Origin of the sequence: Pseudomonas sp. SJZ078 (assembly GCF_007828255.1) — a bacterium.
Lineage (GTDB): Bacteria > Pseudomonadota > Gammaproteobacteria > Pseudomonadales > Pseudomonadaceae > Aquipseudomonas.
This window is the reverse complement of sequence record NZ_VIUG01000017.1, coordinates 56,294-76,099: the sequence shown is the minus strand read 5'-3', so window position 1 is coordinate 76,099 and position 19,806 is coordinate 56,294. Positions and strand designations below refer to the sequence as shown.

The 19,806-nt window shown below is 59.6% G+C and carries 20 protein-coding genes, 1 tRNA gene and 2 pseudogenes; 10 read left to right on the top strand and 13 right to left on the bottom strand.

Annotated elements, in window-relative coordinates:
- Window positions 1-12: 12 nt before the first annotated feature.
- Window positions 13-1,248 carry an aminotransferase class I/II-fold pyridoxal phosphate-dependent enzyme gene (locus tag FBY02_RS16400; RefSeq protein WP_144929233.1) on the bottom strand — a complete coding sequence of 412 codons (1,236 nt, stop codon included), beginning with the start codon at window positions 1,246-1,248 and terminating at the stop codon, window positions 13-15.
- A gap of 460 nt (window positions 1,249-1,708) precedes the next feature.
- On the opposite strand from FBY02_RS16400, the gene FBY02_RS16395 reads away from it, so the two are divergent.
- The 3 genes from FBY02_RS16395 to FBY02_RS16385 all read left to right on the top strand — a co-directional run bounded on the left by FBY02_RS16395 (window position 1,709) and on the right by FBY02_RS16385 (window position 4,857).
- Window positions 1,709-3,058 (top strand): diguanylate cyclase domain-containing protein, encoded by a 1,350-nt coding sequence (locus FBY02_RS16395; RefSeq protein WP_144929231.1) that lies wholly within the window; start codon window positions 1,709-1,711, stop codon window positions 3,056-3,058.
- Window positions 3,059-3,371: 313 nt separating this feature from the next.
- Window positions 3,372-3,875 carry a DUF4142 domain-containing protein gene (locus FBY02_RS16390; RefSeq protein WP_055134307.1) on the top strand — a complete coding sequence of 168 codons (504 nt, stop codon included), beginning with the start codon at window positions 3,372-3,374 and terminating at the stop codon, window positions 3,873-3,875.
- Window positions 3,876-3,948: 73 nt separating this feature from the next.
- Window positions 3,949-4,857, top strand: a complete 909-nt coding sequence (locus tag FBY02_RS16385; RefSeq protein ID WP_144929230.1) for an SDR family oxidoreductase — start codon at window positions 3,949-3,951, stop codon at window positions 4,855-4,857.
- Between the two features lie 49 nt (window positions 4,858-4,906).
- On the opposite strand, the gene FBY02_RS16380 is transcribed toward FBY02_RS16385, so the two are convergent.
- A complete protein-coding gene (locus tag FBY02_RS16380) occupies window positions 4,907-5,311 on the bottom strand; it encodes a low affinity iron permease family protein (RefSeq protein WP_055134305.1) in 405 nt (134 codons plus the stop codon).
- A gap of 175 nt (window positions 5,312-5,486) precedes the next feature.
- On the opposite strand from FBY02_RS16380, the gene FBY02_RS28125 reads away from it, so the two are divergent.
- The gene (locus FBY02_RS28125; protein ID WP_178111909.1) at window positions 5,487-5,633 is read left to right on the top strand and encodes a hypothetical protein; all 147 of its coding nucleotides are present in this window, start codon (window positions 5,487-5,489) and stop codon (window positions 5,631-5,633) included.
- Between the two features lie 38 nt (window positions 5,634-5,671).
- Here the strand turns inward: FBY02_RS28125 and FBY02_RS16375 are convergent.
- Together FBY02_RS16375 and FBY02_RS16370 are read right to left on the bottom strand one after the other, a co-directional pair.
- Window positions 5,672-5,854 (bottom strand): annotated as a pseudogene (locus FBY02_RS16375) (type II toxin-antitoxin system HicB family antitoxin); the annotation flags it as partial.
- A gap of 73 nt (window positions 5,855-5,927) precedes the next feature.
- Entirely contained in the window at window positions 5,928-6,557 is a 630-nt protein-coding gene (locus FBY02_RS16370; protein WP_144929228.1) for a LysE family translocator, read from the bottom strand.
- Between the two features lie 142 nt (window positions 6,558-6,699).
- Between FBY02_RS16370 and FBY02_RS16365 the strand changes: the two genes are divergently transcribed.
- Window positions 6,700-7,176 (top strand): Lrp/AsnC family transcriptional regulator, encoded by a 477-nt coding sequence (locus FBY02_RS16365; protein WP_144929226.1) that lies wholly within the window; start codon window positions 6,700-6,702, stop codon window positions 7,174-7,176.
- Between the two features lie 95 nt (window positions 7,177-7,271).
- Here the strand turns inward: FBY02_RS16365 and FBY02_RS16360 are convergent, their stop codons facing one another.
- Window positions 7,272-9,299, bottom strand: coding sequence for a hypothetical protein (locus FBY02_RS16360; RefSeq protein WP_144929224.1), 2,028 nt, complete (start codon window positions 9,297-9,299; stop codon window positions 7,272-7,274).
- 276 nt (window positions 9,300-9,575) lie between these two features.
- Between FBY02_RS16360 and FBY02_RS16355 the strand changes: the two genes are divergently transcribed.
- The 3 genes from FBY02_RS16355 to FBY02_RS16345 all read left to right on the top strand — a co-directional run bounded on the left by FBY02_RS16355 (window position 9,576) and on the right by FBY02_RS16345 (window position 11,226).
- Entirely contained in the window at window positions 9,576-10,355 is a 780-nt protein-coding gene (locus FBY02_RS16355; protein ID WP_144929222.1) for an SDR family NAD(P)-dependent oxidoreductase, read from the top strand.
- A 287-nt stretch (window positions 10,356-10,642) separates the two neighbouring features.
- Window positions 10,643-10,897, top strand: coding sequence for a type II toxin-antitoxin system HicA family toxin (locus FBY02_RS16350; protein ID WP_144929220.1), 255 nt, complete (start codon window positions 10,643-10,645; stop codon window positions 10,895-10,897).
- The gene (locus tag FBY02_RS16345) at window positions 10,894-11,226 is read left to right on the top strand and encodes a type II toxin-antitoxin system HicB family antitoxin (protein WP_144929218.1); all 333 of its coding nucleotides are present in this window, start codon (window positions 10,894-10,896) and stop codon (window positions 11,224-11,226) included. The genes FBY02_RS16350 and FBY02_RS16345 overlap by 4 nt, the downstream gene beginning before the upstream one ends.
- A 140-nt stretch (window positions 11,227-11,366) precedes the next feature.
- On the opposite strand, the gene FBY02_RS16340 is transcribed toward FBY02_RS16345, so the two are convergent.
- The 5 genes and pseudogenes from FBY02_RS16340 to FBY02_RS16320 all read right to left on the bottom strand — a co-directional run.
- A tRNA-Gly gene (locus FBY02_RS16340) sits at window positions 11,367-11,440 on the bottom strand.
- 157 nt (window positions 11,441-11,597) lie between these two features.
- Window positions 11,598-12,482, bottom strand: a complete 885-nt coding sequence (locus FBY02_RS16335) for an alpha/beta fold hydrolase (RefSeq protein WP_144929216.1) — start codon at window positions 12,480-12,482, stop codon at window positions 11,598-11,600.
- 310 nt (window positions 12,483-12,792) lie between these two features.
- A complete protein-coding gene (locus FBY02_RS16330; protein WP_144929214.1) occupies window positions 12,793-13,485 on the bottom strand; it encodes a pseudouridine synthase in 693 nt (230 codons plus the stop codon).
- A gap of 33 nt (window positions 13,486-13,518) precedes the next feature.
- Window positions 13,519-13,737, bottom strand: coding sequence for a cysteine-rich CWC family protein (locus FBY02_RS16325; RefSeq protein ID WP_144929212.1), 219 nt, complete (start codon window positions 13,735-13,737; stop codon window positions 13,519-13,521).
- Window positions 13,730-14,335: pseudogene (locus FBY02_RS16320) on the bottom strand (GGDEF domain-containing protein); the annotation flags it as partial. The pseudogene FBY02_RS16320 and the gene FBY02_RS16325, both read right to left, overlap by 8 nt.
- Window positions 14,336-14,731: 396 nt before the next feature.
- On the opposite strand from FBY02_RS16320, the gene FBY02_RS28425 reads away from it, so the two are divergent.
- The gene (locus FBY02_RS28425) at window positions 14,732-15,115 is read left to right on the top strand and encodes a hypothetical protein (RefSeq protein WP_144929208.1); all 384 of its coding nucleotides are present in this window, start codon (window positions 14,732-14,734) and stop codon (window positions 15,113-15,115) included.
- A gap of 157 nt (window positions 15,116-15,272) precedes the next feature.
- On the opposite strand, the gene FBY02_RS16310 is transcribed toward FBY02_RS28425, so the two are convergent.
- Window positions 15,273-16,385 carry an enoyl-CoA hydratase/isomerase family protein gene (locus tag FBY02_RS16310; protein ID WP_144929205.1) on the bottom strand — a complete coding sequence of 371 codons (1,113 nt, stop codon included), beginning with the start codon at window positions 16,383-16,385 and terminating at the stop codon, window positions 15,273-15,275.
- 131 nt (window positions 16,386-16,516) lie between these two features.
- Between FBY02_RS16310 and ung the strand changes: the two genes are divergently transcribed.
- Window positions 16,517-17,209 carry a uracil-DNA glycosylase gene (gene ung / locus FBY02_RS16305; RefSeq protein WP_144929203.1) on the top strand — a complete coding sequence of 231 codons (693 nt, stop codon included), beginning with the start codon at window positions 16,517-16,519 and terminating at the stop codon, window positions 17,207-17,209.
- 51 nt (window positions 17,210-17,260) lie between these two features.
- Here ung and FBY02_RS16300 read toward each other — a convergent pair whose 3' ends face one another.
- Together FBY02_RS16300 and FBY02_RS16295 are read right to left on the bottom strand one after the other, a co-directional pair.
- The gene (locus tag FBY02_RS16300; protein WP_144929201.1) at window positions 17,261-18,298 is read right to left on the bottom strand and encodes an AbrB family transcriptional regulator; all 1,038 of its coding nucleotides are present in this window, start codon (window positions 18,296-18,298) and stop codon (window positions 17,261-17,263) included.
- Window positions 18,291-19,805, bottom strand: coding sequence for a tripartite tricarboxylate transporter permease (locus tag FBY02_RS16295; RefSeq protein ID WP_144929199.1), 1,515 nt, complete (start codon window positions 19,803-19,805; stop codon window positions 18,291-18,293). The genes FBY02_RS16300 and FBY02_RS16295 overlap by 8 nt, the downstream gene beginning before the upstream one ends.
- Window position 19,806 lies beyond the last annotated feature (1 nt).

The window sequence follows — 19,806 nt, the reverse complement described above, 5'->3', positions numbered from 1 at the left end:
CGATGACTCGTGTCAGGGGCGGATATCACGCCCGTGGGCCTGCAGCAGGCTGGTGATCTGTTCGCAAAAGGACTGGATCACATTCGCTTCCATGTCGGCGCGCAGGGTAATGCGTATGGCCGCCTGGTCTTGTGGCACCACGGGGAAAAAGACCGCCGACGTGAGGTACCCCAGCTCGGCCAGTTCAACCGCCAGGCGGTTCGCCAGGGCGGCTTCACCACAGGGCACCAGACGTATCGCCATCGGGTTGCCGCGCTGCTCGGTACGGACAAGTTTGTCGAAGAGGCGGATATTAACCTGCAAACGCTCCTGCAACGACACCAGCTCCCGGCTGCGATGCAGGCGGATCGAGGCCATGCCGGCACCGATGGCCGCTGCGTTCAGGCTTTGGGACCAGTTGCTCGGCCCACCGTAACGCTGCACCAGTGCTTTATGCCGCTCACTGCCGAACATGGCCAACCCGCCACTGGCGCCGAACGATTTGGCCAGCGAGGCGACGATCAGCGTGCGTTCGTCCACGGCAGGCAGGCGCGAGCGGACCAGCCCCGCACCGCACTTACCGACGGAGGACAACGCGTGGGAGTCGTCCAGGTACAGGAACAGGCCGTACCGCTGCTTGAGAAACAGCAGGCTGTCCAGGTCCGCCATGCCGCCCATGCTGTAGGCGCTGTCAGTCACGTAGGCGACGTTGCGTTCGCGCTTGCACAGGTCCTCGATGAAGTCCATGTCGTTATGTGGGCAGGTGATGACCTGGGTTTCATCGGCGCAAGCGGTCTTGAAGTGGGTCATCGAATAGTGGGCATGCTTGTCGAAGACCATGACGGGTGGTCGATTGCCCGTGAGGGCACCGCTGGCCAGCAGCGGCAGGATCCCGGCGCTTGCCGCGCTGCAGGACAAGGCACTCAGACAACTGGCGCCGAACAGTTCCGACAGTTGGGTTTCGTATTGGGCCAGGATCGCCAGCTTGCAGCGATTCTTAGGGGTGGCGACACGCAGGGTCCCGGTTTCCCAGAGCGCGGTCATGGCGCCGTCCAGCAAGGCGGGATGATAGTCCAGGCCCAGGTAGGATGTCGTACAGAAGTGGTGGAGGGTGCGACCGTGCTGGTCGACCAGGACGTTGGGCGTCTTGACCTCGACGTTGAGCCCCGAGATCTTTCCGGCCTCGGCACATTGCCAGTCCTGATCCGCGAGGGAAATGACCTTGCGATAGTTGGTGAAGCGATGGGTGGGTTGCGCGATCTGGTTCATGGTGCGATGACATTCCTTGGTTGAGAGCTGCAGTCCGTGGGTTGTTTCAATATCTGTGTGTTTCTGGACTTTACAGACCACCGCGCAAGGCTTTGAATCGGCTGTTTCTGGCGTGTTTGAGGGCTGCCGGAGTCTTCCGTGTAGGACCTTGCCTATGAACGTGGACGGGGATTCCCTACGGTGAGTCGGAGCTCGGTGGGTTTAGTCGGATGGCCCCGGATCCGCTGCGTTTTCCCTGGCCTGAAGCGCTGTCAAGGTATTGGTAAAAGGGCGTAACATCCATTTCCTTTGCGGAGTTCCCGGGATGGGCCGCTCGGTCATACCGATCAGCCATAGATGGCTTATTGCAATCAATTTTCTCGGGTGGCTTGATTGGCTGCGCTATCCTCTTTGTATCGTGGGGTGTATGTCCGATCACCCGATTCGCCCACTGCTGCATTCTCCGGATGGCTTTCAGCCAATGGGTACTCGAGATTCCGCGCCGCTGGCCAGTTACATCGACCTTTTGCTGGACGCCGTGTGTGCCGTCGACGGACAGGGGCGTTTCGTGTTTGTCAGTGCCGCCTGCGAACGCATTTTCGGTTACACCCCTCAGGAGCTGATCGGTCGGCCGATGATCGAACTGGTTCACCCCGGCGACCGCCAGCGTACTCTCGAGGCGGCGCGGGAGATCATGGACGGCGAGCCCAAGCTCAACTTCGAGAATCGCTACCTGCGCAAGGACGGTCGGGTGGTGCATATCCTGTGGTCAGCGCGCTGGTCAGAAATTGATCAATTGCGCATCGCCGTGGCCCGGGACATTACCGAACGTAAACTGGCCGAGTCCCGACAGGCGGCGCTGTACGCCATTTCCGAAGCGGCCCATGCCGCGGCAGACCTGCTCGCGCTCTTCAAGCGTATCCACCTGATCATCGGTGAGTGGCTGCCGGCCCTGAACTTCTCGGTGGCGCTGTACGATGAACAATGCGCCCAATTGAATTTTGCCTATCACGTCGACGATCAGGAACGGCAACCCGAACTGCCGGGGACGATTACCAGGCGCTTGTCCACCGAGGTGATCCGCAGTGGTCAGCCGATCCTGCTGACGCCTGATTGCAATCCACTGCCACCCGCTTTTTTTGACCTCGTGGAGCAGCCGGACGCGCCGTGCTGGCTGGGTGTGCCGCTGAACTCGCAAAATGGCACGATTGGCGCAATGATCCTCAAGAGTGCCCAGGACAAGGAGCGCTACACCGAGCAGGACATGGAATTGCTGCAGTACGTCTGCTCGCAGATCACCCTGGCCATCGAGCGCCAGCAACTGCACGCCCGCTTGCAGCGCATGGCGCAGTACGACCAGCTGACCCAGGTGCCGAATCGCGAACTGCTGCGTGAACGGTTCAAGGCCGCTCTGGCGAGTGCCCGCCTGGCGTCAGGGCGCATGGCATTGCTGTATATCGACCTGGACCGCTTCAAACAGGTCAACGACACCTACGGCCACGGTGTCGGTGACCTGCTGTTGCAAGCGGTGGCCAGTCGGCTCCAAGGCTGTGTACGTGATTCCGACACGGTTGCGCGCATTGGTGGCGATGAGTTCGTGGTGCTGCTCCATAGCATCCAGGCACTGGAAGATGCCCATGGTGTGCAAGAAAAAATCCGTCAGGCGTTGACCCAGCCGCTGCGACTGGGCGAACACTGCCTGAGCATCGAGCCGAGCATCGGCGTGGCCTGTTTCCCGGACCACGGTATCGAAGACGTGGCACTTTTCCGCCATGCCGACGAAGCGATGTACGCCGCCAAACGCCAGAACCACAGAGCCTTCGGCATCTGAAAGCACGTCACCGTTCGTCGTGGCGTCGCTGGTTTATTCAAACCTTTGCGCTCCTGGTCCTTTCGAATGTCAGGTGGGCCTTGCTCGCCGATATCCATGGTTCTTGAGGGCCGGGGCATGCCGGGTTCACGCAGCATTCATCCCGAGAACATCGCCCGCAATCGAACCAAGGTGGCTTAAGCGGGTCGCAAAAGTGGGAGAACCACCATCATGACCGTCGACAGCCGAAAGGCGGTCGCTGAGCGGTCATCAGTGGTTCTGATTCAGAGGCAGGAGACCTGCCCGAACGTTCAACTACGAGGAGGGCGCGACCATGAGCCGGATGGCTACCTTTTTTCGCACCACCAGTCTCGTCGTGCTGATGGGCCTGGGTGCCAACAGTGCCTGGGCCCAATCGCCAGCCGAATTCATCAACGATGCCTCCGCCAAAGGCATGGCCGACATCGAGGCCAGTCGCATGGCCCACGGCAAAGCCGAGTCCAGGGAGGTGAAGGATTACACCATCATGGTGATCAACGACCGCACCACCGCCAACCAGCACCTGGCCAAGATTGCGAAAAAACTCGACCTGCCTGTCGCACCACGGGAGGAGGTCGCTGACAAGGCCAAGACCATGATCCCGCAGATGCAGGAAGGCGAGTCGTTCGAGGCCGCTTATGCCGCCAGCCAGGTCAAGGCTACCGAGGAAGCCATCGCGCAGATCGAACAGGAAGCCAAGACCACCGAAGTGCCGGAAATCAAAGCGTTTGCCGATGAAACCTTGCCGAAATTGCAGACCCATCTGGAAATGGCCAGGGCACTGCAGGCCAGTCGCTGATCGCGGCATGTCTTATATTCAGGGCCGGGGCTTTCGCGCCCGGCTTTTCTTGCCCGCCGAAAGGAGAACCTCGATGTCTACACGCCGAGAACCCAACCAATACGCGATGCAGAACCCGCTGACTCAGTATCCCCGTCCACCGTTTCCAGACCAGCCGCAATCGCCACCCGGTATCGACCAGGACATGGTGCCCAAGCCCGACCATGGTGAAAAAAGCTATCAAGGCTTCGGCCGCCTGGAAGGTCGCAAGGCGCTGGTGACCGGCGCCGACTCGGGTATTGGCCGCGCAGCCGCCATTGCCTACGCCCGGGAGGGGGCCGATGTCGCGATCAATTACCTGCCCAGCGAAGAGCGCGACGCTCGGCAAGTCATCGAACTGATCGAAGCCGAAGGCCGTAAAGCCATTGCGATTCCCGGTGATCTCAAGGACGAAGCCTTCTGCGTCCAACTGGTGAGGAGCGCCCACGAGCAATTGGGGGGCCTGGATATCCTGGTAAACGTTGCCGGCAAGCAGGAGGCGCAAAAGGACATCGCCGACATCACTACCGCGCAATTCGATGACACCATGAAAACCAACATCTACGCGATGTTCTGGATCTGCAAGGCTGCGGTGCCACTGATGCCGGCAGGGGCGACGATCATCAACACCGCCTCGATCCAATCCTACGATCCGTCCGCGACGCTGCTGGATTACGCCACCACCAAGGCGGCCATCGTGGCCTTCACCAAGGCATTGGCGGGGCAGGTGATCGGTAAGGGTATCCGCGTCAACGCGGTTGCGCCCGGACCGATCTGGACGGTACTGCAACCCAGCGGCGGACAACCCCAGGAGAAGATTCCTACCTTTGGCTCCCAGGTGCCGATGAAGCGTCCCGGGCAGCCGGCCGAATGTGCGCCGCTGTATGTACTGTTGGCATCCCAGGAGTCGAGCTACATCACTGGCGAAGTCTTCGGCGTGACCGGGGGTAACCCGCTGCCTTGAGGCACGTTCAGCATGCGCGAGTGGCACCACGCCACTCGCGCCAGCGCGATCAGCACTGATTCAGATCGATCTTGCTTTTCTTTTCCAACCCTTCCAGGCTTTTAGCCTCGCCTTGTCCCATGGCTTGGTAATGCTTCCTCAATGCTTCCAATTGCTTGAGATCCAGCGCCTCGAGCCCGAGCATTGCGTTTTGCGCTTCGCTGGTCGCGCGCAACAATTCGTCGATCTTCAGGTGCAGGATATCGGTGTCGCGGTTCTGCGTATTCTGGATCAGGAACACCATCAGGAAGGTAATGATCGTCGTGGATGTGTTGATGATCAGTTGCCACGTATCGTTGAACTTGAACAGTGGCCCGCTGCACGCCCAAAGCACGAGCAGCACGATTGCCCCAAGGAATGTCTTGGGGCTCCCCGCCCACAGGGACAGTTTTTGCGCGATTTTTGCGAAGGTCATTGCTGTGTTCCTTATGGGATTGCACCTGTCTGGTGTGACAGCAACGCCTCGCTGAAAATTCTACTTACATTTAGGTGCGGCCCTGGGGCGAACGTCTGTCGTCCTGGCTGAAGTCTGTCGCAACCATTTGCTGCCTTCATCGGTCACTCCTTAAAGCCCACAGCCGGAGTACACCATGAACCTCACGCGCACGTTCTGCCTCGCCTGTAGCCTGCTCGTCCTGCAAGGCTGTTTCGACAATTCGGACAATGAAACCAAGGACAACACTGACGGCACCCAATCTTCGGTGCAGATGAAAGAATCCGACGCCCAGAAAAAATAGACCTCGACCTCGCTCCCACAGGTTTTGTTTCCAGCGGTTTACCGCCCCTGCTGCAACACCTTGAGCGCTGCCGAAGCCAGGAAACCGGAGCGGCTCTTTTCTTCCGGATGATGCAGTACATATTCATCGATACGGTTCAGCAGGTAGCCGGGCAGGGTGATATTGAGTTTCTGCGCCTTGCCCAGGTACTTGGTCACATCAATGTCCACCAGCGCCCAGGTGTAAGGGAGGGGCTGCGAAGCAGCCCCAGGATTTGGACTCGTATTTGTCGAGCCGTTTCGAGACTCCGGTACTCTACGCCTGCCGCACAAATGTCAGCCGCACCGCAAACCCGATCAACAGGCTCCCAAACAACCACTGCTGCATACGCTGGGCTGAAGGGGAGCGTTGCAACCAGCGGCCAAGCGCCACCCCCACTAGTGCGTAGGCGCAATCGAACAGCAAGCCAACGCCGACAAGAATCACACCGAGGGTCGCAAATTGCCCAAGTACCGAACCGCTCCGTGGATCGATGAACTGTGGCAGCAATATCGAACAGAACAGTAATGCCTTGGGGTTGAGCAGATTGGTCAACAACCCGCGCCGAATCGCCTGCCTCCCGCGCTGTTTTCCAGGTTCGATACCGGCCGCTTCAAAGCTTGGCAACAATGTGCTCCGCAGGCATTGAAAGCCGATCCACAGCAGGTAGGCCGCACCGGCCAGGCGCACTGCGTCGAAGGTCCAGGGCGCGGTCTTGAATAATGCCGAGAGCCCCAACGCAGCCAATGCGACATGACATCCCCGAGCGACTCCCAAGCCCACCGCCGTCGCCAGTGCCGGACCTTTACCCTGACGTGCACCGGTTTGCAGCAACAGAATCATGTCGGGTCCCGGTAACAGATATACCACCGTCAAAGCCATCAAGAACAACCAGAACTCTGTCATGCGACGCCCCCTCCGTAACGTTTGAGAATGCCAGTCTAAGGTGGAAGGGCAGGGCAGGTGGTTGCGAAGTCAGCTTCTAAATTGGCAAAAGTTGGCATAACCTGCCAACAATCAAATAAAAGAATCTGGATAATGCCAAGCTATGAAACTCGATGCCTTCGATCGCAAGATCCTCGCCGCGTTGCAACGCGATGGCCGCCTGAGCAATGTGCAACTGGCCGAGGAGATCGGCCTGTCACCCTCGCCGTGTCTGCGCCGCGTGCGGATGCTCGAAGAGGCCGGTGTGATTCGCGGCTACCAGGCTGTCCTCGACCGGGATGAAGTGGGCCTTGGGTTGACGATATTCGTCGGTATCAAGGTTGAACGGCATAACGACGAACAGGCTGACGCATTTCGCCAGGCTGTCACGGCGTTGCCGGAGGTGATTTCAGCGTTTCTGGTATCGGGAGAGTCGGACTTCCTGCTGCAGGTGGTAGTGCCGGACTTACGGGCGTACGACCGCTTTCTTACGGGGCGACTGCTCAAGCTGCCGGGGGTCAGTGATATTCGCAGTAACTTTGCGATTCATACCGTGAAGACCCCGGGACCGTTGCCGTTGGGGCATTTGCCTGGGGCATGAGTCAGCCTTTACCGGCTACGGTGCAAATTGCAATTCGGACGCGTGGCTAGCCCCAACGGCGCGGGCGCCGCGCCGTTGGGGCTAGTGTTTACGGATCAGCGGGTATAAGGGCCTTGCAAGTTGACCTGGGTGCCGGCGAACCAGCCAAACCAAGCGGTGATACCGAGCCAGGGCTGGGTCCGCGCCAGGACATCCATCAGATTGACGTTCAGTGTGTCAGTGAGGTCCGTCATCATCGCCGGCGTCGGATAGCTTTTGATGACGCCACTGCTGCTCCAGACGATCGCAAACTCGTAATACGTCCCCTCGACATAGGTGCCTTCCGGAGCTTCTGGAATGGTGAGTGGAATATAAGCACTGTATCCCGGGCCGACGTATGGATTGGGGTAGGCCCAGGCGATTGCCCAGTAGAGCGGCATCAGGTTCTGGTAGGCCTGCAGCATCAGCCCGTTGGCCATGGCGGTGGCAGTGGAACTGTCGTAGTCCGTCGAGGAACCGCCGTTGTTGCCGGTGGGTATCGGGAGGTTACCGTTGTCGGCATACCTGTAGAAGTTCACCAGGCGTCCATGGTCGCCGGCGATGGTCGTGTAGAAGTGACTGAGGCTCTTGTTGCTCGCTTCGAAGGAGTCAGCGACCTGATCCCAGTACTGGCTGATGGTGATCGAACTGGACGTCCCGCCGAGGGTGTTGGTGATCACACGAATGACATCGGTCACGGCAACCGCCGCCAGGTTGGCCCAGGCAGCAGTGGTTCCGGAGAAGAACCATACCAGCGAATAACCGAGGTCCTTGAGCAACTGGCCGAAGTCCAGCAGCGTACTGTCGTCGGTCTTGGCTTGCATGTTGGCGATAGCGCCGCTTATCAGGCTATTTGCCGTGCCTTGGGCTGTGTTCAGGGTTCCTTGGGTGTAGGTGTAGAGGGATTGGAGTTGTTCGACGGCGCTCATCTCCTGCCAGACGGTATAGATGATTTGGAGCCAGTCGTCAGCGGCCACGCCGGTCGGCGCCGCCGGTGCGGTTGGAGACAGGCTGTAGTTGCCGTCCGTGTCGAATTGCAACCAGTTGTCGAGCTGGTTGGCGACGGTGTTCGGGGACCAGGCGGGAGAAGCCACAGCCAGCTCACGCGGATCGAGTGGGTCATTGGAGTTCGCGCCATTGATGATATTGCCAAGCACGATGCACAGCGCCGAGTAGGCACCGTTGAAATCAGGCCAGGCGACTGCGGGCTGATCGACGATGGATTGCAGCAGGTCCATGGTCGGCTGCTGTGGCGCAAAACAGATGACAATGTCGTGGGTGAAGAGGGTGTACCACTCGCCTCCCTCGGGGTATTGGGCCGAGCAATAGCCAAAGGTAGCGGCGCCGCATACAGCACCGTAGCGCATGGCCCAACGGTTGGCGGCCACGGCGAGGACACTCATGTTCGTATCCATCAGGTTCGGGCTGTTCAAGGGTTCGAGAATGCCCGCGAGGATCTGATCCATGAGGGCGGCTCGACCAGCCTCGAACACTTGGATACCAGGGGTGTTGCTGAAAGCGAAAACACCGCGGATGGTCTGGTCACCTTCGACCGCCATTTCCCAGCTCGGGATGCCGGCCACGTAGGCGTTACCGTTGGCGTCGTTTTGCGACAGGGCATAGGCATGGGCGGCAGCGGCCCAGCGGCGCTCGTCAGGATCGCCGGTCTGGTTCGTGGTCAATGTGAGGGGCGGCTGGTTGCCATAGACACTCGCCAACGCGGCGTTGAGTTCGTCGTCGCTGGGTTGGAGCACGGTGACCTGGGTCCCCACAGGGAACAGAAATGCCCCGACGACGGGATTGCCGTTGTCATCGAAGCCCGTTTCCCATGACGGGATAGCGAAAGCATAAAGCGGGTTGCCATTGCCGTCCTGCTGGCTCAGTGCCCAACGGAGAATGCCGTTTGCCCAGTATCGGTAATCAATGAAGGAACCGGTCAGAGGAGGATTGATTTCCGAGAGCATCTGAAGCACGTCACTTTGCAGAATATTCTGCCAGACAACGGTCACGCTGGTGCTTTCGATGCCGGCATTGACGGGCGGAACTGTGGCAAATGCAGGGGCGGTGGCGCTTTTCGTATATCCAGAGGCGTCGAGGCTGAACATGAGAGATCTCCCTATCCGCGGATAAAAGCAGCTTTTGAGTGATGCTTCGTGGCTGCGAAGCGTTGAAAGTCTAGTCCGGTATCCGTACCGTGCTAGTGGCATGTGGCCTCTTTATTTACGAAAAATAGGATTAACAAGCCGGTTTTATTGCCCAAGATAGGCCACCCGCTTCTGCCATTCCCTGCCGTTCAGAATCTTCATTGCATCGAAGCGGGCGCCTGGCGTCTACTCTGGACAGTCAAACTGTCTTCGTGTGTCTCTTTGTGGAGCCGTGCAATGGTCAAAAGCTGGAATGGTCAGGTCGCATTGGTCAGTGGCGCTGGCAGCGAACATGGGATTGGCCTGGCTATCGCGCGACGGCTCGGGGAGGCGGGTGCAAAACTGATCATCACCGGCAGCAGTGCCCGTATCCATGATCGCGTCGCGCAACTGAGTGCGGAAGGTCATGAGGTGCAAGGACGTGCTGCGGATCTTACTCAACCGGCCCAGGTCGACGAACTGGTGACCTGGGCTGAATCGCTATGGGGGCGGATCGATATACTCGTGAACAACGCCGGCATGGCGATACAGGGGGAACCTGAAACGTTCGCTGAAGTGGCCACTATGAGCGTCGAGCTGTGGAACACTTCGATTGCCCGTAATCTGACCACTGCATTCCTGCTGACTCGCGCGGTGTTGCCGGGAATGCAGAATCGTCGTTACGGACGCATCGTCCAGATCAGTTCTACCACTGGCACCCGCGTCAGCAACCCCGGCGAGGCCGCGTATGCGGCGGCGAAAGCAGGGATGGTGGGCATGAACATGAGCCTGGCGCTGGAAGTCGCGCCGTACGGTATCACTGTGAACTCAGTTGCTCCTGGGTGGATCGCGACGCAGTCCAGCACGGCGGAGGAAATGAGCGCAGCGCAGTATGTTCCTGTCGGGCGTGCCGGTAGACCGGATGAGGTGGCTGCGGCGGTCGCTTTTCTGGCTTCCCCGGAGTCCAGCTACATTACGGGCGAGGTTCTGGTGGTGGATGGGGGCAACTGCCTTTCCGAGAACAAAGGCCGAGCGTGAAAAAGACGATCCTTTTTCATACGTAACTCTCTGATTGGGCCTACGAGCTAAGCGGGAACAGCCCGCTACCCATGACTGAGTAGATGAGAAATAGTGCTCCGTAGAACAGATTCGTCAGCTTCGCAGAGCGTTCTAATAATAATCCCCCCGATATTTCATGGCGGTTCAACAGGACCGCTGAATCTCTTAGTCAACTGAGTTTTTACGTTGTTGATCGGTGCAGCTCATGCATCAGCGACGTCAAGCGCAGATGATGTATCTTTTTTTTGGTATCACGGTGTAATACCATGGACAACAAGCAGCTCGGCACGCTCAGAGCCATATTCTCTAGGCCGACACCTTCAACGCTGGAGTGGGCTCGTATTGAGTCGTTGCTCAGCGCAACGGGTGCCAAGACCATCGAAGGCAGTGGATCGCGTGTACGTTTCGAATTGAACGGTGTGGTCGCAACATTCCACCGCCCCCACCCAGACAAAGAAGCAAAGCCCTACCAGGTACGTGATGCTCGGGCTTTCCTTGAACAAGCAGGAGTTATCCCGTGAACGTTATGAATTATCAAGGCTATGCCGCTCGGATTGACTACAGCGATGAAGACGGTCTCTTTGTAGGCCACATCGCTGGTATCAAGGATATCGTAGGCTTTCACGGCGAATCTGTCAGCGAGCTTCGGGCAGCGTTTGAAGAGGCGGTGACTGATTATTTGGAGACGTGTGCCAAACTGGGACGGGCACCGCAAAAGCCCTATTCTGGCAATCTCAGCCTACGCCTCGCCCCCGCGCTCCATGCAACAGTCGCCGTAAAAGCTCAGCTTGCTCACAAGAGCATCAACCAGTGGGTGGCTGATGTGCTTGATCGTGAGGCGCACGCCTGAGACAGGCTACGGTATCAGTCCTGACTCATCGCGCTCAGCCATGGCGTAATCGTAAATTCAAGACCAAAAAAACCGGCCACTCAGTGCCGGTTTTTTATATCCCTCGTCAAAACCACCATGACGCGAGACCAGAATTCGATTGGAGCGGGTGAAGGGAATCGAACCCTCGTTATCAGCTTGGGAAGCTGGAGTAATGCCATTATACGACACCCGCTCAGAGCGGCTGACTTTGTACCAGATGTGGGCGCGGATTTGAAGTTTTTCTTTGCCTGCGGCGAGGTTCCCGGGCAACCCAAGCCTCAAACCAGAGCGGTCATTCGCGGGCAAGCCCCGTTGTCGAGGGGACGGAGCTTGCTCGCGAGGACGCGGTTTCAGATTGCCAGTGCATGGTAGCCCTGCATCTGGCTGTAACGCGGTCGACTTTCGTGGTGGCCCGGCTTGAGGAAGCCGAGCAACGCGTTACGGCTGTCCCGGAAGGCGGCCTTGTGTTCCATGTCCAGGAAGTGCCCGGTGGCTTGCAGCGTGCTGAACGTACTGTGTTGCACATAGTCGGCGAACAGCCTGGCGTCGGCGGCCGAGGTGTATTCGTCCCATTCACCGTTGAGGAACAGCACCGGTACGTTGATTTTTTTTGCGGCCGTTGCATAGCAGCGCAGGTCGCTCTGGAGCACTTCGCTGATGTGGAAATGCATCTGTCCATATTCATGCTCGGCCAGATTGCTGACATGGCGATGGTTGAAGCGCTTGAACAGCGGTGGCAGGTGTTTGCCGATGGTGCTGTTGACCAGATGCCCCACCCGGTCGCCGTCCAGGCTGCTCAGGTAATCGACGCCACGTTCGAGGTAGTCGCGCATGGGGGCATTGAGAACCGGTGAAAATGAGCTGATCACTGCTTTTTCGATGCGCCGTGGGCGATGGGACAATGCGGTCAACGTGGCGGCGCCGCCCCATGAGAATGACAACACGTGTTCGGCGGCGAAATGATCGATCAGTTCCAGCAGGATCTGGCCCTCGACCTCCTTCGTCAGCATCTTCTCGTGCCGGTTGTGGGGCTTGGACTTGCCTGCGTACGGTTGGTCGTACAGTACGACGTTGAATTGCGGATGAAGGTTCTTGACGGTCTGTGCAAACGACGCGGTAGTGGCCAGCGAGCCGTTGACCAGAATGATGGTCTTTTGTGCGGCGTCTGCGCGATAGAACTCCGTGTAAACCCGATACTGACCCTGTATATCCAGCACAGCGATTTCTGGCCTCATGTCATAGACTCCTGGCAAGCGGGTATGCGCGCAATGAGATTGCACGGGCAATGTGACAGGTAGGCATTCGCCTGGAAGATAAGGCCCAAGTCGATCCCAAGGAAGCGGTCGACGGGTGTTGTTATTTGGCGGGCAGTCTGTCGGCGGGCAAGGCGCAACCAGAGGGTTGCGGCCGACAAAAAGTTTCTTAGAGGTATGGGGTGACTCATCGGTCACATTTCGGCCGACGGTTTGATTCAAGCAGGGGGACGGCCGTTGCGCAAGTGTCCTTTTGAAAATTGTTCGACGCTTCTGCCCGACGGTCGTCTGATCAGATCAGGCAGACCTCTGCCGGGGTCAAGGCGCGGTAATGGCCCGGCTCGAGATCGGCGTCCAGCGAAAGCGGCCCCATGCGTTCGCGATGCAGGCGCAGCACTTTGTTGTCGAAGTGGCCGAACATGCGTTTGACCTGGTGATAGCGTCCTTCAACGATGCTCAGCCGCGCCGACTTCGGGCCCAGCAGTGTCAACTCCGCAGGCTGGGTGGTGAGGTCTTCGAAGGCAAAGTACAGGCCTCGGGCGAAGGTGATGGCGTACTCGGCAGTGATGGTCTGCTCGGTCTCGACGTAGTAGACCTTTGGCAGCTTCGTTTGCGGCTGGGTCAGGCGTCGCGACCAGTTGCCGTCATTGGTGATCAGCATCAGCCCGGTGGTGTTGAAATCCAGACGTCCGGCGATGTGCAGGTCGTCCTTGTCCGGTTCGTCCAGCCAATCGAGTACGGTGGGGTGCTGCGGATCGCGCGTGGCACTGACGCAGCCGGCAGGTTTATGCAACATGAAATACCGCGCCGGTCGGCCTGCCTGCAACAGTTCGTCGTCGACTTCGACACGGCTGAACTCACGGACCTGGGCGTGCGGGTCGCTGATCACCAGGCCGTCGATTCGCACCCGGCGCGTCACCAACAACAACCGGACCTGTTGGCGATTGAAGCGCGGCAGATTGCTGAGGAAACGGTCGACACGCATGGGTATTCAGGCATAGGAGCGGAGGTGGGGATCTTACGCGATCGGTGGCTGTCTGGCGCGCAATTGGCTTTCGACCTGGGCGCAGCGCGGGCACAGGCAGGATTGTTCGCGCAGCTCGACCGGCAATGCCTCGAGCACAGCCGGGTCGATACTCACGCCGTAGCACCAGCAGGTTCGGTCGGCTGTTTTCGGGTTGGCCAGGGTGCAGTCGTTGGCGCTGCCGCAGGCAGGGCACAGGTCGGGTTTATTCATAACTGGAGTGGGGCATCTCAACGCAGGTTCGGTTGCTTCCGGTCTGTCGGGCACGTTGCAGTGCATGATCGGTCCGCGACAGCAGGCTGTGCAAGGCGTCGTTGTCTTGCAAGGTGGTGAGGCCGATGCTGACGGTTGCCAACAGTTGTTTGCCACTGCAGAAATAGCGCTGCTTCTCGATGTGCTGACGAATTTTCTCGGCGATTTTCAGACCTGTCTGTCCGTCGGTGTCCTTGAGCAGGACGACAAAGGCGTCGGTGCTCCAGCGACACACGATGTCCGAATGCCGCAGGCTATCGCTCAGGTCGCGGGCAAATCCGCTCAGCAGCTGGTCGCTGACGATGTGACCATGGGTGGTGTCCAGTCGCTTGAAATCGTCCAGCTCCACCAGCAGCGCCGTCAAGGGTTTGGGCTCGCGCTGGGCTTCGTGCAGGGCTTGCACGGCCAGCAGGTCGAAGCCACGACGGTTCGGCAATTCGGTCAGGCTGTCGAGCGTTGCCTGGGCGTCGATGCGGCGTTGATAACCCCCGATGATCCGGCACAGCACCGCCAACACCACCAGCGTGACCAGCAGGCCGATCACGAGGTTCAGGTACAGGACCTTGATCTGGTGGTCACGGATCGAGGTGTGGGCGACGTAATAGCCCAGCAGCGAAATCACCAGAAAACTCGTACCCAACAGTACCGCCAGTGTCAGGAGCGGTTTGCGTTGGGAATACAACGGCGAACGAGGCGACATGGCGATTCCCTGAGCGGCGATCGGATGGATTCAGTTTAGTGGCTTGTAGGAAATGGCAATGGGATTTGTAGAGGGGCGGTCTGTGGCGAGGAAGGGGGCAAGGTCTGGAAAACAGGCAAAAAGCTACATGTTTCAACTTATTGCCAAATCGCACCAGATTCCGTTTTCGTTGTCAGATTAGTCGACAGTTACCGAAAGGTGGCTGCCGCCCATCAGCGTCGCTGATGTGGCTCATTCGCGGTCCAGGAGGCCGCCATGTATCGACGATTGCTGCTCATTGCGTTTCTCGGTTTGACTCTTTCGGCATGCGTGCCTTACTACGACGGAGACTCGAGCTATTACCGTTCGGAGGTCTATACCTCACCGGCGCCGGTCTATTACGGCGGTGGGAGTTACTACTCGGGGCCGCGCTACTATTCGGCACCCAGGTATTACCAATCGGCGCCGCGCTATTATTCGCCGCGCTACTATCAACCCGGCCCTCGCTATTATTATTCACCACCGCGAGCGGCCTATCGGTCTTATCCGAGTCGGGGCGGCTGGGACGGCCGTTACCGGGGTGGTTGGGATGATAATCGGCGTGGCGGGCATGATCGGCGTGGTCGGGGCGATCATGATGGACGGGGCAATCACCGCTGATCTCCAGATTATTGAAAGCGGCGCATCGAGCGCCGCTTTTTTTCGCCTGTAGCAAAACCTGTGTGAGCGAGCCTGCTTGCGAAAGCGTCGGGTCAGTGCCGTCAAGGTTGGCTGACACACCGCTATCGCGAGCAGGCTCGGTCCCACACGGTTTCATTCACTCATTAGCCAGATCCGCCAGCGGATGCCGTCCTTCCCAGGCTTTGTGAAAGTGCGCCTCCACTGCCGCTTCCGGCACATGGTTGATGTCCGGCCAGTGCCAGCGGGGTTTCTGGTCCTTGTCGATCAACCGGGCCCGCACCCCTTCGCTGAATTCAGGATGCCGGCAGCAGTTGAGACTCAATGTGTATTCCATGCGAAACACGCTGGCCAAGGACAAATGCCGAGCCCGGGCGATCTGTTCCCAGACCAGATGGGCGGTCAACGGGGAGCCTTCGGTCATGGTCCTGGCAGCCTTGGCAATCAGCGGGTCCGGATGCTCCACCAGCAAGCTGAGGGCCTTCCAGGCGCAGCGCACGTCGCTGACATCCAACCATTCGTCGATTTGTTGCCGACGTGGCAACCACTGGGCTTCGGGTAACTGCTCGGACGCTTCGCGCGCCAAGGCCTTGAGCAGGCTGTTGAGTTGCATGTCGGTCTGTTCCTGCCAGTTGAGCTGCAGCAGGCCTTCGATCAGATCGTCCTGTTGTTCGTCCAGTAAGAATCGGTCGGCCAGGCCCAGGTCGATGGCGTCCCGGGCGTTCATGTGGGCGCCGGTCAGGCCGAGAAACAGCCCGAGCTTGCCCGGCAGGCGCGACAGGAACCAACTGGCGCCGACATCCGGGTACAGGCCGATGCTGATTTCCGGCATCGCCAGGCGACTGCTTGGTGTGACGATCCGGGTGCTGGCGCCCTGCAACAGGCCCATGCCGCCGCCGAGCACGTAGCCGTGGCCCCAGCACACCAAGGGCTTGGGATAGGTGTGCAAGTTGAAGTCCAGGCGATATTCCGCCGCGAAGAATTGCGCCGCCATCGGCGGCACTTCGCCGGGATGGGCGCGACAGGCTTCCACCAGGCTGCGTACTTCGCCCCCTGCGCAGAAGGCCTTGGCGCCGTTGCCGCGCAGTAATACACAAACGATCTGTGGTTCCCGGGCCCAGGCATCGAGACGATCGCGCAAGGCGTTGATCATCGGCAAGGACAGGGCGTTCAAGGATTTTTCGGCGTCCAGGGTAGCGATGCCGATACGGGCCCCCGTGATGCCCGTGAGCTCTTCGAAGTGCAGATTCATCGTGACCTCGATCAGAAATTGAATGTTCAGTATGAACGCTGCGTGGGAAAGTGCCGGTTCTGCGTCAGATCAATTGACAAGCCATGTAGGCTTTCCTAGGGTGCGCCCATTGTTTTTTACCGGATGCAACCATGACTGCTGACGACCGTATCAAACTCGAACCGAGCTGGAAGCAGGCACTGCGTGCCGAGTTCGACCAACCCTACATGGCGGAGTTGCGTGAGTTCCTACGCAGTGAATACGCTGCTGGCAAGGAGATCTATCCGCCGGCTCCACTGATTTTCAATGCCCTCAATTCCACGCCGCTGGATAAGGTCAAGGTGGTGATTCTCGGCCAGGACCCTTACCACGGTCCAGGCCAGGCCCATGGCTTGTGCTTCTCGGTACAGCCGGGTGTGCCGACACCGCCGTCCCTGGTGAACATCTACAAGGAACTGAAGCGCGACCTGAACATCGACATTCCGAATCACGGCTACCTGCAAAGCTGGGCCGACCAGGGCGTGTTGCTGCTCAACACGACCCTGACCGTGGAGCGCGCCAATGCCAACGCCCACGCCAAAAAAGGCTGGCAACACTTTACCGACAGGATCATTGAAGTCGTCAGCGAACACCAGCCGCACTTGGTGTTCCTGTTGTGGGGCGCCCATGCCCAGAGCAAGCAGACGCTGATCGATGCCACCAAGCATTTGGTGCTGACTTCGGTCCATCCGTCACCGCTGTCGGCCCACCGAGGTTTCATCGGCTGCGGCCATTTCAGCCGGACCAACAAGTTTCTCCAACAACATGGCGAGGCGCCGATCGATTGGCGGTTGCCGCCGGTTTAAGTGTTCGGCAATGCGGGCCTCATCGCGAGCAAGCCCACTCCCACAGGGTTATCAGGCCGAACCGGGCCTGCGCATCCAATACCTGAACAATGGCTCCGCCAGAAACAACACGAACAACAGCCGCATCACCTGCAACGCTGTCACCAATGGCACCGACAGTTGCAGCGTCTCCGCTGTCAGGCTCATTTCCGCGATGCCGCCGGGCATCATGCCGAGGGTCAGTGAACGCAGGTCCAGATGGGTCAGCGTGCTCAGGCCCAGGGCCGCAAGAGTGGCGATCAGCATCGTCAACACGGTGCCGATCAAGGTGCGCCCCATGAATGAGGGCGCCCGGCGAAAGAACTGCCGGTTGAAGTGACAACCCAACCCGCTGCCGATCAGCCACTGGCCAATCTGGCTGCCGCCGTTGGGCAGGCCGATGTGCAGGTCCCAGCCGATGCTGACCGCCGCACTCACCAGCAGCGGCCCGAACAGCCACGGGTTGGGTTGACGCAGGCGTTCCCAGATCCAGGCGAGCAGGGCGCCCGCCGGGAACAACAGCGCCAGCCACAGCCAGTCCACGGTGGTGGCGTGCTGCACTGGTGCGCCTTCGCCCAACAGGTATTTGAAGGCAGCAGGCACGCACAACACCACCACCAAGACTCGCAAGCTCTGGCCCGCGGCGACGCGGCTCAGGTCCGCGCCATTGCGCGAGCCAAGGTTGACCATTTCACCGGAACCGCCCGGCATGCTGGAGAAAAACGCGGTGGCGCGGTCTTCGCCGGTGCGGCGCATCAGCCACACACTCACCACGCTGGACACGCTGGTGATCAGCGCGCCGAAGAAGATCAGGCCGAAGTGGCCCAACACCTGTTCCATCACCTGTGGGGTGAAATGCAGGCCGATGCCGATGCCCACCACCCATTGGCCGCATTTACGGCCACCGGGGATTTCCATCAACTGCCATGGCGTCAGGCAGCGCACCAGGATGATCGCCAGCAACGAGCCGACCATCCAGGGCAAAGGCCAGCCGATCAGGCTGGCCAGATAACCGCCGGCCAGGCCGACCAGCGGTGTTCCCCACCATTGTCTGAAGGTCGTTTCAGACATTGGCCACGGCACGTCGTTGGGCGCTGCGACGACGCCAGATCCGCAGCAGTGGCATGAACAGCATGATCGCTGTCAGGATCCAGCAGCCGAAGGTGATCGGGCTCGACCAGAGGATTTCCAATGCACCGTTGGAAATCGACAGCGCGCGCCGCAGGTTCTGTTCCATCAGACCGCCAAGGATGAACCCCAGCAGGACCGGCGACAGCGGGAAGTCCAGCTTGCGCAGGATGTAGCCGAAGATGCCGATGCCAGTCATCAGGAACAGGTCGAACGTGGTGGCGTGCACCGCGTAGACACCGATGCCGGTGATGATGGCGATGACCGGCACCAGTGCCCAGTTCGGTACCGCCAGGATACGGGTAAACACGCGGATCATCGGGATGTTGAGGATCACCAGCATGATGTTGGCAACGAACAACGACGCGATCAGGCCCCAGACGATGTCCGGTTGTTGTTGGAACAACAGTGGGCCGGGGGTGATGTTGTACAGCGACAGCGCGCCGATCATGACCGCCGTGGTGCCCGAGCCGGGAACGCCGAGGGTCAGCATCGGTACCAGCGCACCGCAGGCCGCGCCGCCGATGGCGGTTTCCGGGGCTGCGAGGCCGCGCTTGTCGCCTTGGCCGAAAGTGCCGCTGGCACCGGCGATGCGTTTTTCGGTCATGTAGGCCACGGCACTGGCCAGTGTTGCACCGGCACCAGGCAACACGCCCATGATGAAACCAAGCACGCCGCAACGCAGGTTCACGATGAATACCGACGCGGCTTCCTTGAAGTTGAACATCATCCGCCCGGTGGCGGTCACCGCTTCCTGGCCGCGATGGGTTTTTTCCAGCATCAACAGGATTTCGCTGACGGAGAACAGACCCAGTACCAGCACGACGAACTGGATACCGTCGGCCAGGTGAACGCTGTCACCGGTGAAGCGGTACACGCCGCTGTTGGCGTCGATCCCGACAGAGGACAGGAACAGACCGATCAACGCCGCGATAAACGTCTTGAGCGGGCGGTCGCCAGCCATGCCGCCGAGGCAGACAATGGCGAACACCATCAGGACGAAATATTCCGCCGGCCCGAAGGCAATCGCCCATTTGGCCAGTAGTGGGGCGAACAGCACCATGCCGCAGGTGGCAATGAACGCTCCGATGAACGAACTCCACGCCGACAGCGACAACGCCACGCCGGCCAGGCCCTGGCGGGCCATCGGGTAGCCGTCGAGGGTGGTCATCACGGTGGAGGCTTCCCCCGGGATGTTGAGCAGGATCGAGCTGATGCGCCCGCCGTATTCGCAACCCAGGTACACCGCCGCCAGCAGGATCAGCGCCGACTCCGGTGGCAGGCCGAGGGCAAACGCAATCGGGATCAGCAGGGCCACGCCGTTGATCGGGCCCAGGCCGGGCAGCAGGCCGACCACGGTGCCGATCAGGGTGCCGGTCAGCGCAGTGACGAGGTTATAAGGCGTCAGCGCGACACCGAAACCCTGGCCGAGATAATTCAGGGTATCCATA

Excerpts from the sequence above, each read along its gene's own strand:
- FBY02_RS16400 (WP_144929233.1), bottom strand. The coding sequence starts at position 1,248 with ATGAACCAGATCGCGCAACCCACCCATCGCTTCACCAACTATCGCAAG.
- FBY02_RS16395 (WP_144929231.1), top strand. The coding sequence starts at position 1,709 with ATGGGTACTCGAGATTCCGCGCCGCTGGCCAGTTACATCGACCTTTTG.
- FBY02_RS16390 (WP_055134307.1), top strand. The coding sequence starts at position 3,372 with ATGAGCCGGATGGCTACCTTTTTTCGCACCACCAGTCTCGTCGTGCTG.
- FBY02_RS16385 (WP_144929230.1), top strand. The coding sequence starts at position 3,949 with ATGTCTACACGCCGAGAACCCAACCAATACGCGATGCAGAACCCGCTG.
- FBY02_RS16380 (WP_055134305.1), bottom strand. The coding sequence starts at position 5,311 with ATGACCTTCGCAAAAATCGCGCAAAAACTGTCCCTGTGGGCGGGGAGC.
- FBY02_RS28125 (WP_178111909.1), top strand. The coding sequence starts at position 5,487 with ATGAACCTCACGCGCACGTTCTGCCTCGCCTGTAGCCTGCTCGTCCTG.
- FBY02_RS16370 (WP_144929228.1), bottom strand. The coding sequence starts at position 6,557 with ATGACAGAGTTCTGGTTGTTCTTGATGGCTTTGACGGTGGTATATCTG.
- FBY02_RS16365 (WP_144929226.1), top strand. The coding sequence starts at position 6,700 with ATGAAACTCGATGCCTTCGATCGCAAGATCCTCGCCGCGTTGCAACGC.
- FBY02_RS16360 (WP_144929224.1), bottom strand. The coding sequence starts at position 9,299 with ATGTTCAGCCTCGACGCCTCTGGATATACGAAAAGCGCCACCGCCCCT.
- FBY02_RS16355 (WP_144929222.1), top strand. The coding sequence starts at position 9,576 with ATGGTCAAAAGCTGGAATGGTCAGGTCGCATTGGTCAGTGGCGCTGGC.
- FBY02_RS16350 (WP_144929220.1), top strand. The coding sequence starts at position 10,643 with ATGGACAACAAGCAGCTCGGCACGCTCAGAGCCATATTCTCTAGGCCG.
- FBY02_RS16335 (WP_144929216.1), bottom strand. The coding sequence starts at position 12,482 with ATGAGGCCAGAAATCGCTGTGCTGGATATACAGGGTCAGTATCGGGTT.
- FBY02_RS16330 (WP_144929214.1), bottom strand. The coding sequence starts at position 13,485 with ATGCGTGTCGACCGTTTCCTCAGCAATCTGCCGCGCTTCAATCGCCAA.
- FBY02_RS16325 (WP_144929212.1), bottom strand. The coding sequence starts at position 13,737 with ATGAATAAACCCGACCTGTGCCCTGCCTGCGGCAGCGCCAACGACTGC.
- FBY02_RS28425 (WP_144929208.1), top strand. The coding sequence starts at position 14,732 with ATGTATCGACGATTGCTGCTCATTGCGTTTCTCGGTTTGACTCTTTCG.
- FBY02_RS16310 (WP_144929205.1), bottom strand. The coding sequence starts at position 16,385 with ATGAATCTGCACTTCGAAGAGCTCACGGGCATCACGGGGGCCCGTATC.
- ung (WP_144929203.1), top strand. The coding sequence starts at position 16,517 with ATGACTGCTGACGACCGTATCAAACTCGAACCGAGCTGGAAGCAGGCA.
- FBY02_RS16300 (WP_144929201.1), bottom strand. The coding sequence starts at position 18,298 with ATGTCTGAAACGACCTTCAGACAATGGTGGGGAACACCGCTGGTCGGC.
- FBY02_RS16295 (WP_144929199.1), bottom strand. The coding sequence starts at position 19,805 with ATGGATACCCTGAATTATCTCGGCCAGGGTTTCGGTGTCGCGCTGACG.